14 protein-coding genes are annotated in these 13431 nt (G+C 38.6%); 10 read left to right on the forward strand and 4 right to left on the reverse strand.

Going from position 1 to position 13431, the window contains the following annotated elements; all coding sequences use genetic code 11:
- Position 1: 1 nt before the first annotated feature.
- Positions 2-895: a helix-turn-helix domain-containing protein gene (locus CEQ83_RS03470; protein ID WP_013081740.1), complete on the reverse strand. Its 894-nt coding sequence runs from the start codon at positions 893-895 to the stop codon at positions 2-4.
- Positions 896-1233: 338 nt separating this feature from the next.
- On the opposite strand from CEQ83_RS03470, the gene CEQ83_RS03475 reads away from it, so the two are divergent.
- Positions 1234-2412 carry a galactokinase gene (locus CEQ83_RS03475; protein WP_098113541.1) on the forward strand — a complete coding sequence of 393 codons (1179 nt, stop codon included), beginning with the start codon at positions 1234-1236 and terminating at the stop codon, positions 2410-2412.
- A 30-nt stretch (positions 2413-2442) separates the two neighbouring features.
- A complete protein-coding gene (gene galT / locus CEQ83_RS03480) occupies positions 2443-3966 on the forward strand; it encodes a UDP-glucose--hexose-1-phosphate uridylyltransferase (protein ID WP_033578040.1) in 1524 nt (507 codons plus the stop codon).
- 42 nt (positions 3967-4008) lie between these two features.
- On the opposite strand, the gene CEQ83_RS03485 is transcribed toward galT, so the two are convergent.
- Together CEQ83_RS03485 and CEQ83_RS03490 are read right to left on the reverse strand one after the other, a co-directional pair.
- Positions 4009-4893 (reverse strand): NAD(P)-dependent oxidoreductase, encoded by an 885-nt coding sequence (locus tag CEQ83_RS03485; protein WP_033578041.1) that lies wholly within the window; start codon positions 4891-4893, stop codon positions 4009-4011.
- Positions 4894-5096: 203 nt separating this feature from the next.
- The gene (locus CEQ83_RS03490) at positions 5097-5285 is read right to left on the reverse strand and encodes a YjzD family protein (protein WP_028412377.1); all 189 of its coding nucleotides are present in this window, start codon (positions 5283-5285) and stop codon (positions 5097-5099) included.
- A gap of 209 nt (positions 5286-5494) precedes the next feature.
- Between CEQ83_RS03490 and CEQ83_RS03495 the strand changes: the two genes are divergently transcribed.
- The 3 genes from CEQ83_RS03495 to CEQ83_RS03505 all read left to right on the forward strand — a co-directional run bounded on the left by CEQ83_RS03495 (position 5495) and on the right by CEQ83_RS03505 (position 7572).
- Complete coding sequence (locus tag CEQ83_RS03495; protein WP_013055401.1) at positions 5495-6235, forward strand: hypothetical protein; 741 nt, start codon at positions 5495-5497, stop codon at positions 6233-6235.
- A gap of 181 nt (positions 6236-6416) precedes the next feature.
- Complete coding sequence (locus tag CEQ83_RS03500; protein WP_028412376.1) at positions 6417-7301, forward strand: NAD-dependent epimerase/dehydratase family protein; 885 nt, start codon at positions 6417-6419, stop codon at positions 7299-7301.
- A gap of 76 nt (positions 7302-7377) precedes the next feature.
- Positions 7378-7572, forward strand: a complete 195-nt coding sequence (locus CEQ83_RS03505) for a ComZ family protein (protein ID WP_013081746.1) — start codon at positions 7378-7380, stop codon at positions 7570-7572.
- 28 nt (positions 7573-7600) lie between these two features.
- On the opposite strand, the gene CEQ83_RS03510 is transcribed toward CEQ83_RS03505, so the two are convergent.
- Positions 7601-7801 (reverse strand): hypothetical protein, encoded by a 201-nt coding sequence (locus CEQ83_RS03510; protein WP_028412375.1) that lies wholly within the window; start codon positions 7799-7801, stop codon positions 7601-7603.
- Between the two features lie 256 nt (positions 7802-8057).
- Here CEQ83_RS03510 and CEQ83_RS03515 point away from each other — a divergent pair, with 256 nt between their 5' ends.
- The 5 genes from CEQ83_RS03515 to CEQ83_RS03535 all read left to right on the forward strand — a co-directional run bounded on the left by CEQ83_RS03515 (position 8058) and on the right by CEQ83_RS03535 (position 13389).
- The gene (locus tag CEQ83_RS03515) at positions 8058-8996 is read left to right on the forward strand and encodes a beta-ketoacyl-ACP synthase III (protein WP_013081747.1); all 939 of its coding nucleotides are present in this window, start codon (positions 8058-8060) and stop codon (positions 8994-8996) included.
- Between the two features lie 39 nt (positions 8997-9035).
- On the forward strand, positions 9036-10277 hold the full coding sequence (gene fabF, locus CEQ83_RS03520) for a beta-ketoacyl-ACP synthase II (RefSeq protein ID WP_028412374.1): 1242 nt from the start codon (positions 9036-9038) through the stop codon (positions 10275-10277).
- Positions 10278-10383: 106 nt separating this feature from the next.
- Entirely contained in the window at positions 10384-11157 is a 774-nt protein-coding gene (locus tag CEQ83_RS03525; RefSeq protein ID WP_016763040.1) for a DUF2268 domain-containing putative Zn-dependent protease, read from the forward strand.
- A gap of 226 nt (positions 11158-11383) precedes the next feature.
- Positions 11384-12406: an ABC transporter ATP-binding protein gene (locus tag CEQ83_RS03530; RefSeq protein WP_028412372.1), complete on the forward strand. Its 1023-nt coding sequence runs from the start codon at positions 11384-11386 to the stop codon at positions 12404-12406.
- Positions 12406-13389: an ABC transporter ATP-binding protein gene (locus CEQ83_RS03535; RefSeq protein ID WP_028412371.1), complete on the forward strand. Its 984-nt coding sequence runs from the start codon at positions 12406-12408 to the stop codon at positions 13387-13389. Before CEQ83_RS03530 ends, CEQ83_RS03535 begins: the two co-directional genes overlap by 1 nt.
- The last annotated feature ends 42 nt before the right edge of the window (positions 13390-13431 follow it).

A 13431-nucleotide genomic window follows, 5' to 3' on the forward strand; every position in this document is an offset into this window, starting at 1 on the left:
TTTATTTTGGTAATGCAAAGTGTTCATCAATGGATGCATCACTTTTTCGATACTGCCCGGGTGTCATATTGGTTGTTTTACGAAATACTTTTGTTAAATAATTGGCATTTGCATAGCCGACGTTTTCAGCAATTTCTTCGATTGAATACTTGGTTTGATGCAATAGCTCGGCCGCTTTTTGAATGCGAAGCTTCGTTAAATATTGAATCGGCGTAATCCCTGTTGTTTGTTTGAATAACCGGCTAAAATGATAGCGAGATAAATGAGCTGCATCTGCCATTTCATCCGGACCGATTTCTTCATGATAATGATTGCGGGCAAATAAAATAGAGCTAATGATACTTTCAGGCCAATCCTCTGTAAAACTGTCCATGCTTTTAATATATTGATACAGCTCCATTACAAAGCGGTAAGATAAGCTTGAGGCATGAAATGGATCTGCTATATGTTTTTCACTTGCCCTCTTATATATCTGAGCAAGCAGCTGAACAGGTGCTGATTCAGGGTGAAATCGAATTACAGGGGAGTGGGTTGACTGAATATAATCCCAGCATTTTTGTACTTCATCTCCGTATAATGTAAGAAAAATAAACTCCCAGTTTTCACTTTCCTTTGGTAAGTAATAGCGATAATTTCCAGGTATATTGACGATGAATGCTTTTCCAGCATCCACTTTATATTCTTGTCCATCTATTTCAATCATCCCGTACCCAGAAACCGTGTATTGAAAAATATATTTTCCTACATCTTTTCGCTGATTTCCGCTCCAGTTATAAAGGGGCGAGAAAACTTCATCCCATCCAACCGACCAGAGCTGCGCAACTTCGTTTGTGCGGGATTCTAAAAACCTGTATGCGTACGTTGAATATTCTTGAGCTTGGAAATGTGAGAGCAAATTTTCACCTTCTTTTTGAAATAAAGTAGTACTTAATTCTTACTTTAACGTAATCGCTTTCATTTTTCTATAATTTTTTGAAAATATCATGATTATTTTTAGTGAATGTCTCTAAATCTATTATTTTCTTATAATTTGCAAGTCAAGGCTCCCATGAAGATAACACCTTTTTGGCGCAAGAGCAGTTCATCATCAATTTAAAAGAATCATTTTTAAAGTGATAAGCAAAAAAGTACCGATTATCGATAGGAATTTTACCATTGAGGCAAGGAAAATTGGACTTTACAATGTACATATGAATCCGTTTCCAAAAAACTACTTAAAATAGGTGATAATAAATGCTGGAAAAATTAATCGAAGAGTTCAAACAAATATTTCATTCGTCAGAAGCTATTCGCTGCTTTTTTGCACCAGGGCGTGTCAATTTAATTGGAGAACATACTGATTATAATGGAGGGCATGTTTTTCCTTGTTCATTGAGTATAGGAACGTATGCGGTAGTACAAAAACGTCATGATCGAAAAATACGTATGTACTCTAAAAACTTCTCTGAAGCAGGCGTTATTGAATCCTCTTTAGAGCAATTAACGTACAAAACCGAGGATGATTGGGCTAATTATCCAAAAGGAGTAATGGACACCTTTAAAAAGCACGGATATGATCTTCCTTTTGGTTTTGATATCTTGTTTTTCGGCAACATTCCTAACGGAGCAGGGCTTTCATCGTCGGCATCAATTGAGTTAGTCACATGCGTACTTTTAAATAAAATTCTTGAATTGAATATTGATATGATGGACCTTGTAAAAATGGCGCAGCAAGCTGAAAATGAATTTATCGGCGTAAGCTGCGGGATTATGGATCAGTTTGCAATTGGAATGGGAAAAGAAAATCAAGCCGTATTGTTAAACTGCCAGACTCTTGAATACCAGTATAGCCCGCTGCAGTTAACAGATGCTGTGCTCGTTATTTCTAACACAAATAAGCGAAGAGGGCTGGCAGATTCAAAATATAATGAGCGCCGTATGGAGTGTGAAAGAGCACTATCAGATTTGCAAACTTCACTTTCCATTGATTCGCTTGGTGATTTAACGAAAGAACAATTTGAAAAGCACAAATCTTTAATACAAAAAGAAGTAGATTGTAAGCGCGCTAAACATGCGGTATATGAAAATGAACGCACAAAAGAAGCGGTTGCTAAATTGCAAAACGGCGATTTAAAAGGATTTGGTCAATTGATGAATGAGTCGCACTGTTCGCTGCGAGATGACTATGAAGTAAGTGGAAAAGAATTAGATGCTCTTGTAGAAGCAGCCTGGTTGCAAGAAGGTGTGATTGGATCACGCATGACGGGTGCAGGCTTTGGCGGCTGTACAATCAGTATCGTAAAAAAAGCACAGGTTGATAGATTTATTGAAGAAGTAAAAGACGCTTATTATAAGCAAACGAGTTTAGAAGCTGAATTTTATGTGGTTACGGTTGGAGAAGGAGCGCGTGAACTCACATTAGAAGCAGTATAAGAGAAAACAGATAGAGAAAGGAACGAGTGTATGTCAGTCAACATTCATGAAGAAATCACCCGACTTATTCAATATGGTTTACAAAAGAATCTAGTAACAAAATGGGATATAGATGTGGTGAGAAATAAACTGCTGGAAGTGTTAGAACTCGACGAATGTATTACGGTAGAAGTTAAAGAAGAACGTTTGGAACATCCAGCTGCTATTTTAGATAACATGCTTGATTGGGCTGCCGAAAACAATCGAATCGCCGATAATTCTATCACATATAGAGATTTATTCGATACCAAAATAATGGGATGCTTTGCAAGCATGCCTTCAGAGGTTAATCGAACCTTTTACGATCACTATCAGCAAAACCCTCAAAAAGCCACAAGCTATTATTATAAGCTGTCAAAAGACATTCACTATATTCGCAGAGATCGAATTGCTAAAAACGAAAGATGGGTAACAAACACTGACTTTGGAGAACTTGAAATTACTATCAACTTATCTAAGCCGGAAAAAGATCCAAAAGCAATTGCAGCAAGCAAATCACTGAAAGAAAGCAACTACCCGCTATGCCTGCTCTGTAAAGAAAATGCTGGCTATGCAGGCCGCATTAACCACCCAGCTCGCCAAAATCACCGGATTATCCCTGTGGAATTGCAGGAAGAGCTGTGGTACATGCAGTTTTCACCTTACGTTTATTATAATGAACATGCCATTGTTTTTGCGAGTGAGCATACACCTATGCATATTTCAAAGCAAACGTTTAAGCGGCTGCTTGCCTTCGTTGAACAATTCCCACATTATTTTTTAGGGTCAAATGCAGATTTACCCATCGTAGGAGGATCTATTTTAACGCATGATCACTTTCAAGGAGGCTATCATGAGTTTCCTATGGCTAAAGCAAGAATAAATAAATTGTTCTCTCTTGAAGCGCATCCAAACGTGAAAGCTGGAATTGTTCATTGGCCAATGTCGGTCGTTCGTCTTCAAAGTTCGCACCTTGCACCATTAGTGGAAGCAGCGGATTTCATTTTGAAGAAATGGAAATCATATAGTGATCAAAGTGCTGGTATTTTAGCTTTTACAGATCAAACTCCTCACAATACGGTCACGCCTATTGCTAGGAAAAGAGGGGATTTGTACGAATTAGATTTAGTACTGCGAAACAATCGAACAAACAGCAAGCATCCAGATGGCATTTATCATCCGCATGCAGAAGTTCATCATATCAAAAAAGAGAACATAGGTTTAATTGAAGTAATGGGGCTTGCGGTTTTACCCGGTCGTTTGAAAGACGAAATGAGTCTAGTGGCCAAAGGGTTAGTTCAGAATAACCTGAGTGAAGTAGCCAGCAGGCATGATCAAGTGAAAAAACACGTGAAGTGGGCTGAACACATCAAGAAAAAATATCCGCATATTGAAGTGGAAAATGTCCAAAGCATTCTTCAACAAGAGCTCGGTTTGATCTTTGCGACTATTTTAGAGCATGCAGGTGTGTTTAAACAAACTGCTGAAGGGCAGCTCGCATTCAGTCGTTTTATGAATTCGTTAAATGAAGCGTAAATCATTAATAAAAACAGGCAGCTCGTAATGAGCTGCCTGTCTTTATACAGTTAGGGCATGCTGTTTTAAAAGGGTATACAGAGCCTGTGTTCCTTTATTATCCTGGCCTTGTTTTTCGAGCTGTTCATAAAGCGATTTTGCTAATTTTAGCCCGGGTGTATACAGCTCCATTTCTTCAGCTGATTCAATGGCAATCTTCATATCTTTAATGAAGTGTTTAATATAAAAGCCTGGTTCGAAGTCTCCTTTAATCATGCGAGGAGCTAAATTGCTTAACGACCAGCTTCCCGCTGCGCCTGTTTCAATACTTTTTAGAACGGTATTCGGATCTAATCCGGCTTTTTCAGCATAAAGTATCGCTTCGCAGACACCCATCATATTAGAGGCAATAGCAATTTGATTGCACATTTTTGTATGTTGACCAGCACCGGCGCTTCCTTGAAGAACGATATTTGTCCCCATTTTTTCAAGAATAGGCGTAACGGCAGAGAATGCTTCAGAATCGCCTCCTACCATAATCGCTAAGGTTGCTTTCTGAGCCCCAATATCTCCTCCTGAAACAGGAGCGTCAAGCGCATGAATGTGCTTCTCTTTTGCTGCTTGATAAATCTCACGAGCAAGTATAGGGCTTGATGTCGTCATATCAATTGTATAGCAGCCTTTCTTTGCATTATGTATAATGCCGTCTTTTCCCAAATAAATCTCTTTTACATCGTGAGGATAGCCTACCATGGTGATAATAACATCAGATTGTTCGGCCACTTCTTGAACGGTTTCTTTCCATTTGGCCCCTTTTTCAAGTAGTGCTTGAGCACGAGTTTTTGTTCGTGTATAAACAAGGACTTCATATCCTGCGTCAATTAAATGCCCGGCCATGCTTTGACCCATAACGCCTGTTCCGATAAAACCAATTTTTTCTTTAGTCACAGCAGTATTCACTCCTAAAGTTAATAGTTTGATTATTCTAAAATTATATAGTTAAAGTTTGGGATAATCAATGATTCCGACTATATATAGATAGAGAAAAGCACTCTCAGTCCTATGTCTTGAATACGAGGTAAGGAAAGAAAGTACTGAGAAGAACCTATGCCAAAAAATAAAAAAAGCGCTGGCTTTACAGCCAACACTTTTTAGTGTTGATTATTTGCTGGTTTATTCGGTACACCCAGTTCTCCAATCAAAATTACAACTAGCGTGAAAACTACTCCAAGGATGGAAGCGGTTGCGAAACTGTAAGTACCGCCCGTCATTGCAGAGATTACGTACACTGCCATATTCATTAGTAAAAAGCCCCAAACAAAAGCCATTACGACACGCATTCTATTCACCTCGTTTACAGTACAGTTTGATTTCATTTTAGCATATAGCAGTCAAATAAGAAATTGAATTTTTTATGAATAAATAAGGGGCGTGCTCCCATGCAGAAACAAAAGAGCAATAAGTCAGAAATAGGCATTATTCTAGTGCGCTTTTTTATGGTTCTATCATACACTGTATGGAACAACTAGTAAGTTACGGAGGAAGAGCTATGATACATCGACGCTTTTTTAGCTTAGATACGCAATGGAATGTCGTACATGTCCCTGAACGACCGAATGGTTTCGGTGTGTTAGTACTGGGTGATAAAGATCATTTTGTTGAAAGTTCAACTAGCTTATGGATTCAGCACGGCGGAAGGTCACAGCTGTTGCAATGTTTACAAGATGAAGGATACACAGTATTTTATTCCAATTTATATGGCCGGCATTGGGGGTCTCCTGAAGCATATCACCTTGCAAAACAACTTTATCATTTAGTAATGAAACAAGAAATTTTAAATAAACGAATTCATATTTTAGCTGAAGGAATGGGGGCTCTGTTAGCGCTGCAGCTAATGGAAAATGACGGGAATACGTTCATTCGATCAGCTGGTTTACTAAATCCGTGTATTGATCTTCATACGCATGCAGAACATGAAAAAAACAATAAATTCTTTTATAAACAATTCACGAAGGACTTGACTCAAGCTTATAAAGTGGAGCGGAAGCAAGTATCAAAGCTAATTAAGGAGTACCCTTCCGTTACGGAATTAAAATCAACGCTGCCCGTGAAGATATGGACCGCGCCTAATGCCTCTACTCATTATCCAATTGCACACAGTAAAAAATATGAACTACATCGTGAAGAACTTCACTCTCCGATTATGCTTTCACTTTATTTGCCTGAAAAAAACTATTTATTTGAACGGTCCCTTCTCCAATTTTATAAACAGCATGAAAAAGTGTTATAAGCAAAGCTTCTATGATTATACATATCATAGGGGCTTTTTGTATAAGAGATAAAAGGAAAAAGAGAGTTCATGATGTTTTTAGGGATGAACTACTTTGAAATAAGGAATGAGTACTCTCTATAACTATAGGGCTTTAAGCTTTTGTTTAATAAATGATGAATGAAGAATTGGAGGAAGCGATATGGGAAATGTAGTAGTAATAGGGGCAAACCGCTTTATTGGTTTTCATTTATGTATGACTTTTTTAGACGAAGGTACAGAAGTAAAAGGATATACACATTCTGCTCATAAAGAAGAAGATGATTTGCAGGAAGAGATGAAATTTTTCTTAGGGCGAAACGCTAATTATGTATCGACTGAAGTAGGCGATTCATTAGATATGATTACCTCAGAAACGGATATTGTCTACTTCACGTATTTCGATGGAGGAGATTTTTATCATCCTGATTTTTTAAGACAAGAAATGCAAAAAGCGCAGCAAGTACTCATTCAAGCACTTAATAAATGCCGTCAATTCAACATTCGATTTGTGTTTGTTTCTACCATGCGCGTATTTGGAGACCAGCAGCGAAAGATTGAAGAAACAACGATTCCAGAACCGGACAGTAGTGAAGGAAGGCTATACGTTCATTTTGAGCGAATGATAGAAAAATATAAAGATGATGGATGGCCCATTATGATTGTCAGAACGCCCACTCTTTACGGACCTTGGCAGCCTTTGTCAATGTGCTATTCTAAAAATATTGCCGGGTACGAGGAAGATTTTACCATTATGGAAGGCACGGATTTTATTATTTATATTGAAGACGCCGTCAGTGCACTCAGACGCTGTAAAACTGGTGCATATTCATATGAAGTGGTTCATTTAGTTGAAGAAAAATTACAGCCTTGGAGCGCTGGAGCAAACATTACTCATATGGAGGTGAAGGAAGAAGCGGCTCAAGAAAAATATGAAATCAGCAGGAAAGCGAAAGAACTGCTACATTTTTCTTCCAAAGTAACGGCTAAAGAAGGCATTTACCTGCAAAAAAAACATATGAGAACATTCTTTTTACCTCTTCATTAAAGGAGAAAGTTGTACTTATAGAATAGATTCGCTAATATAAGGAGGAATAAATGTTTTTAATAAAGGAGATTTCACTATGGAAGAGCAAAATATGCAATTCATGCAAATTGCAATGAAGTACTTGCCAGAAGCAAAGCAGATTTTAGATGAAACAGGCGTTGAGTTATCAATGGAACACGTACAGCCGGTATTGACATTACTGACAAAAGTAATGAACGACGCCTATGAGCTTGGCAAGCAAGATGCATTAGCTGAAAATGAAAACAACTAAAGAAAACAGCTCGGTAGAATCCGAGCTGTTATTTTTGTTTGTAAAATAAATCGACTAAAGGGGCAAACTGTTTAAGAAGAGGAGCTAGTTCTTCAACGGCGAGTACAATTTCATCGATTTGTTTGAATAATCTTTCCCACTCCTCTCGCTCTCTTTCTTCTCTTGATTTTCTGCGCCCAGCTCCAAACATAAAATCAGAAAAAGCTTCATTTCTTTGTCTTCTTGCCATGATACTCATTCCTTTCACTATTTTAATGGTGGGTAAGTTCTTACCTAATGTCCCATACTAGAGTAAGAGGGACCCGTATGATTACTATATGTAGCATGATAGATACCTGAGTAGGACGAACACCCATATAGACAAAAAATAAAAAATGAAGTAAAATTAGTACCAACTCATAATAATTGATTATATAATCGGTAAATGAAATGACAGATATAGGTTTTATAGGAATATAAGCCTTTTATTTAAAGGAGAGGTTGATATGAACGCTGGTGTTCTAGGAATTGGACGTTATGTACCAGAGAAAGTTGTAACAAATTTAGATCTTGAAAAAGTAATGGATACATCAGATGAGTGGATTCGTACGCGCACAGGTATTCAAGAGCGCCGAATTGCAGCCGATAACGAGGACACATCTGATTTAGCTTATAAAGCAGCAGTTGAAGCTTTACATAAAGCTAACGTCGAGGCAGAAGATATTGACATGATCATTGTTGCTACGGTAACGCCAGATCAACCGTTTCCTACAGTATCATGTATGCTGCAAGAAAAATTGGGAGCAAAAAAAGCAGCTTCTTACGATGTGAGTGCAGCATGTGCAGGATTTATGTACGGCATGATTACAGCTAAGCAATTTATTGAAACTAATGCTTACAAGCATATATTAGTGGTCGGTGTAGAAAAGCTTTCTAAGATTACAGATTGGGACGACCGTAACACGGCTGTTTTATTCGGAGACGGAGCAGGTGCAGTTGTAATGGGACCTGTGTCAGAAGGACGAGGTATTTTATCCTTTGAACTAGGATCCGACGGTACAGGAGGCAAGCACTTGTATCAAAACGAGCTTGATCATATTGTCATGAACGGACGTGAAGTATTTAAGTTTGCTGTTCGACAAATGGGGGAATCTGCTGTTAATGTAATTGAAAAAGCAGGTTTAACAAAAGAGGATGTTGATTTTCTTGTACCTCATCAAGCGAATATTCGTATTATGGAAGCTGCAAGACAGCGATTAGACTTGCCTGAAGAAAAAATGTCTAAAACAATCCAATACTACGGCAATACATCAGCAGCATCGATTCCAATTTCAATTGTTCATGAGCTTGAAGCAGGGAAAATTCAAGACGATGATTTAATTGTAATGGTTGGCTTCGGAGGCGGCTTAACATGGGGAGCTATTGCCATTAGATGGGGAAAATAACACTACATTTTTAAAGCAACTGAAGGAGATGAATGTACGATGAATAAAAAACGTGTAGTTGTAACAGGACTTGGTGGGCTTACACCAATTGGAAATGACGTAGAAACAGCTTGGAAAAACGCAGTAGCAGGCGTGTCTGGCGTTGGTCCTTTAACAAGACTAGATGCAGATGAATTTCCTGCTAAAGTAGCGGCTGAAGTAAAAGATTTTAACGTGGAAGATTTTATTGACCGCAAAGAGGCTCGTAAGATGGATCGCTTTACTCAATATGCGATGGTAGCTGCATTGGCGGCTGTTAAAGATGCGAATTTGACTATTACGGAAGAGATTGCTCCAAACGTCGGGGTTTGGATTGGATCTGGAATTGGCGGTATGGAAACGTTTGAAAATCAATATTCAACGTTATTAGAAAAAGGTGCCCGCCGTGTAAGTCCATTCTTTATTCCGATGATGATTCCTGATATGGCAACAGGACAAGTTTCTATTGCTTTAGGGGCGAAAGGCGTGAACTCTTGTACGGTAACGGCGTGTGCAACAGGTACAAACTCTATTGGTGATGCATTTAAAGTCATTCAACGCGGAGATGCAGACGTGATGGTGACGGGCGGTACGGAAGCACCAATCACGCGTTTATCTATTGCTGGTTTCTGTGCGAATAAAGCACTTTCTACAAATCCAGATCCTGCAACAGCATCTCGTCCGTTTGATAAAGACCGCGACGGCTTCGTTATGGGAGAAGGTGCGGGTGTTATTGTGCTTGAAGAGCTTGAACATGCATTAGCACGCGGCGCACGTATTTATGCTGAAATTGTGGGCTATGGTTCAACAGGAGATGCTCATCATATCACAGCGCCAGCTCCAGGAGGAGAAGGCGGCGTTCGTGCAATGCGTCATGCGATTGAAGATGCAGGTCTACAGCCAAGTGATATTGATTACATCAATGCTCACGGTACAAGTACAGGGTACAACGATAAATTTGAAACGATGGCTATTAAAGAAGTATTTGGTGACCACGCTCAAAAAGTAGCAATTAGTTCAACAAAGTCAATGACTGGCCACTTGCTAGGAGCTGCTGGTGGAGTAGAAGCTATTTTTAGTGTGAAAGCAATTCAAGACGGTATTCTTCCTCCAACAATTAACTATCAAACACCCGATGAAGAGTGCGATTTAGACTACATTCCAAACAAAGCGCGTAAGCAAGAAGTAAAAGCGGTGCTAAGCAACTCACTTGGATTTGGCGGTCACAATGCAACAATCATCTTTAAAAAATACGAAGCATAATGAAAAATTCTAGGCTGACGCCTAGAATTTTTTTTATTTTTAATAACCAAAAGAGTAGCTGTGAACATATCATGAAGCAAAAGGATGAAGAAAGAGAGGGGAAAACATGCCGATTGTTTCAACTTCTACTTGGACGGAGCCGAAAGAAATAAGCCGTTATCTTGCGCGCTATTTTAAGAAATTAAAAGAAAAAGAATATATGGAATTACTTTTTAACTATGGAATGTGTCCGCCTTCTTTAATGTTTATAAAAGAATTAGAAGAAATGAAGAAAAGGCAGGTTTGGAAGAAAGTAAAAGCACATTATGAAAAGCTTAAAAAAGCATGGAATGGGCCGGATGTAGCGGTGCTAGTGCTTCCAAGCAATCCTCGAAATCGAAAAATGCAGCGTGAATTTAACGGAAGAGCAGGTGTCGCTTTTACCGATAAATTATTTGTGTTTATGACAAGTCATACATCCGATGAAGAAATGTTAGCGGTGCTTACCCATGAATATCATCACGTTTGCAGGCTAAAAGCCATTAACAAATCTGATGAAACGATTACTTTGTTAGACGCTATGATGATGGAAGGGTTAGCTGAAAGAGCAGTGGAGGAATATTGTGGTAAAAAATATTTAGCCCCTTGGACAAATTATTATACCATTGAAGAAGCTAAAAAAATGTGGGAAAAGCATGTTAAACCTTATTACAATCTGCGCGCTGACGAAAAAAAATATGATCAACTGTTATTCGGCCAAAATTGGTATCCAGAAATGATGGGCTACAATATCGGTTATCATCTTGTTACTTCATGTATGAAGCCTCACACTTTAACTACTACCCAGCTGCTTCCTCTTAGTACCAATACTATCTTAAAAAAATCTGCGTTCCAACTGTAAAAAAATAAGTTCTATATACCTAAAACAAAAAATAGTAAAATTTATCCTGTTTTCAACAAAAAATTAGGAGGTTTATGCGTTAAAGTGCTGAAGAGATATTCAAAAATCATTATTTTAAAAATAAAAAATATAATTAATTTTCAAAATATATTGATTTTGTAATGAAATTGTAATAATATCTTATTCAAATATAACAATTTTTAGAAAAATGAGGTGTGCACTATAAATGGATAAAAAGCCCGTCGAATCAACACCTTTACTAGAAGTGAAAAATTTACAAACTGCTTTTTCCATTAATGATTCCTGGCATAATGCTGTGGACGACGTGTCGTTTCAAGTCGGACGAAAGCGAATTGTAGGAGTTGTAGGAGAATCTGGCTGTGGAAAAAGCGTATTGTCTTTATCCGTTATTGGGCTATTACCTAAAGTAAATAGTCAAATTAGAAGCGGAAGCGTTGTATTTAACGGAAAGAATCTTACGCACTTATCAGAAGATGAGATGAATGATGTTCGGGGAAAAGACATCTCAATGATTTTCCAAGAACCGATGACATCTCTCAATCCTGTTTTAACCATTGGGTATCAGCTGCAGGAAGTATTGTTTAACCATATGAATATATCGAAAGCGGAAGCGCGTGAAAAAAGCATTGCGCTTTTAAAAAGCGTTGGTATTTCGAGATCCGAAAAGCTCATCGATGAATATCCGCATCAGCTATCGGGAGGAATGAGACAGCGCGTCATGATTGCCATGGCGGTAGCTTGTCAGCCTAAACTTTTAATTGCGGATGAGCCGACAACCGCCCTGGATGTTACGGTTCAAGCTCAAATTTTAGAATTGTTAAAAGAAATTCAAGAAAGCAATGATATGTCTATTATTATGATTACTCATGATTTAGGAGTCGTTGCTGAGATGTGTGATGAAGTGATTGTCATGTATGGCGGGAAAATTGTTGAGCATACAGATGTTGATACGTTATTTTATGCCCCAAAACATCCGTACACGAAAGCGCTTCTTCACTCAATTCCACGCATGGAAGATGATGTAGAAGTATTAAATACGATCAAAGGAATTGTGCCTTCTCTTGTAAACATGCCGAGGACAGGCTGTCGTTTCGTTAACCGATGTCCTCATGCAATGGAAGACTGCAGTTCCGTTACGCCTGTTCTTCGCGAGGATTCACAGGGGCATGACGTCGCATGTCTGCTGTATGAAAACAGCTATCCGTCAAAAGGAGTGAAGACAAGCTAATGACTAAAGCAGTGAAAGATGTATTGCTAGAAGTTCAGCATTTAAAAACCTATTATCCTATTCACGGGGGATTTTTTCGAAAGAAAATTGGTGATGTAAAAGCAGTTGACGGTATTTCCTTTGCGATTCGAAAAGGAGAAACGCTCGGTCTGGTAGGAGAATCTGGCTGTGGAAAATCCACGGCAGGAAGGACGATTCTAAGACTGTTGGAACCAACTAGCGGAAAAATTATTTTCGATGGTAAAGATATCACAGAAGCAAGAGGAACTTCTCTCCGTAAAATTAGACAAGATTTCCAAATGGTTTTTCAAGATCCCTATGCTTCCCTCAATCCAATGCAAATGGTTGGAGATGTTATTTCTGAACCAATTCGGAATTTTACAGGAAAATCAACCAATCAATTAAAATCAGAAGTTATGAATCTACTTACAAAAGTAGGGTTACCGGAAGATGCATACTATAAATATCCTCACGAATTTTCCGGTGGGCAGCGTCAGCGTATTGGAATTGCACGTGCACTTGCACTTCGTCCAAAACTTATTATTGCTGATGAACCGGTGTCGGCACTTGACGTTTCTGTCCAATCACAAGTTTTAAACCTTCTTAAAGAACTTCAACAAGAATTCGACCTAACCTTTTTATTTATTGCCCATGATTTGAGTGTTGTTAAACATATGAGTGACCGTATCGGTGTTATGTACCTAGGCGGTTTAGTAGAAATTGCTGATAAGAAAAGCCTATACGCAGAGCCATTGCACCCTTATACGCAAGCGCTTGTATCGGCTATACCTGAACCAGATCCACGAAAGAAAAAACAGCGCATTATTTTACAGGGAGATGTGCCAAGTCCAATTGATCCGCCAAAAGGCTGTGCGTTTCATCCTCGCTGTATACATGCCATGGCAGAGTGCAGCCAAACGAAACCTGCCTTAAAGGAGGTGAGACCTGGCCATCAAGTAGCTTGCCATTTATATAACTCGTAAAAGCTACATACGAACAGATTATTAGTTAAATAGGGGGAACGT

The sequence above is a fragment of the Priestia megaterium genome, from assembly GCF_009497655.1.
Lineage (GTDB): Bacteria > Bacillota > Bacilli > Bacillales > Bacillaceae_H > Priestia > Priestia zanthoxyli.

What these genes read in the sequence shown, in the direction of transcription:
- fabF (WP_028412374.1), top strand. Translation starts at nt 9,036, where the DNA reads ATGAATAAAAAACGTGTAGTTGTAACAGGACTTGGTGGGCTTACACCA.
- CEQ83_RS03500 (WP_028412376.1), top strand. Translation starts at nt 6,417, where the DNA reads ATGGGAAATGTAGTAGTAATAGGGGCAAACCGCTTTATTGGTTTTCAT.
- CEQ83_RS03515 (WP_013081747.1), top strand. Translation starts at nt 8,058, where the DNA reads ATGAACGCTGGTGTTCTAGGAATTGGACGTTATGTACCAGAGAAAGTT.
- CEQ83_RS03535 (WP_028412371.1), top strand. Translation starts at nt 12,406, where the DNA reads ATGACTAAAGCAGTGAAAGATGTATTGCTAGAAGTTCAGCATTTAAAA.
- CEQ83_RS03505 (WP_013081746.1), top strand. Translation starts at nt 7,378, where the DNA reads ATGGAAGAGCAAAATATGCAATTCATGCAAATTGCAATGAAGTACTTG.
- CEQ83_RS03525 (WP_016763040.1), top strand. Translation starts at nt 10,384, where the DNA reads ATGCCGATTGTTTCAACTTCTACTTGGACGGAGCCGAAAGAAATAAGC.
- CEQ83_RS03475 (WP_098113541.1), top strand. Translation starts at nt 1,234, where the DNA reads ATGCTGGAAAAATTAATCGAAGAGTTCAAACAAATATTTCATTCGTCA.
- CEQ83_RS03495 (WP_013055401.1), top strand. Translation starts at nt 5,495, where the DNA reads ATGATACATCGACGCTTTTTTAGCTTAGATACGCAATGGAATGTCGTA.
- CEQ83_RS03490 (WP_028412377.1), bottom strand. Translation starts at nt 5,285, where the DNA reads ATGCGTGTCGTAATGGCTTTTGTTTGGGGCTTTTTACTAATGAATATG.
- CEQ83_RS03530 (WP_028412372.1), top strand. Translation starts at nt 11,384, where the DNA reads ATGGATAAAAAGCCCGTCGAATCAACACCTTTACTAGAAGTGAAAAAT.
- galT (WP_033578040.1), top strand. Translation starts at nt 2,443, where the DNA reads ATGTCAGTCAACATTCATGAAGAAATCACCCGACTTATTCAATATGGT.
- CEQ83_RS03510 (WP_028412375.1), bottom strand. Translation starts at nt 7,801, where the DNA reads ATGGCAAGAAGACAAAGAAATGAAGCTTTTTCTGATTTTATGTTTGGA.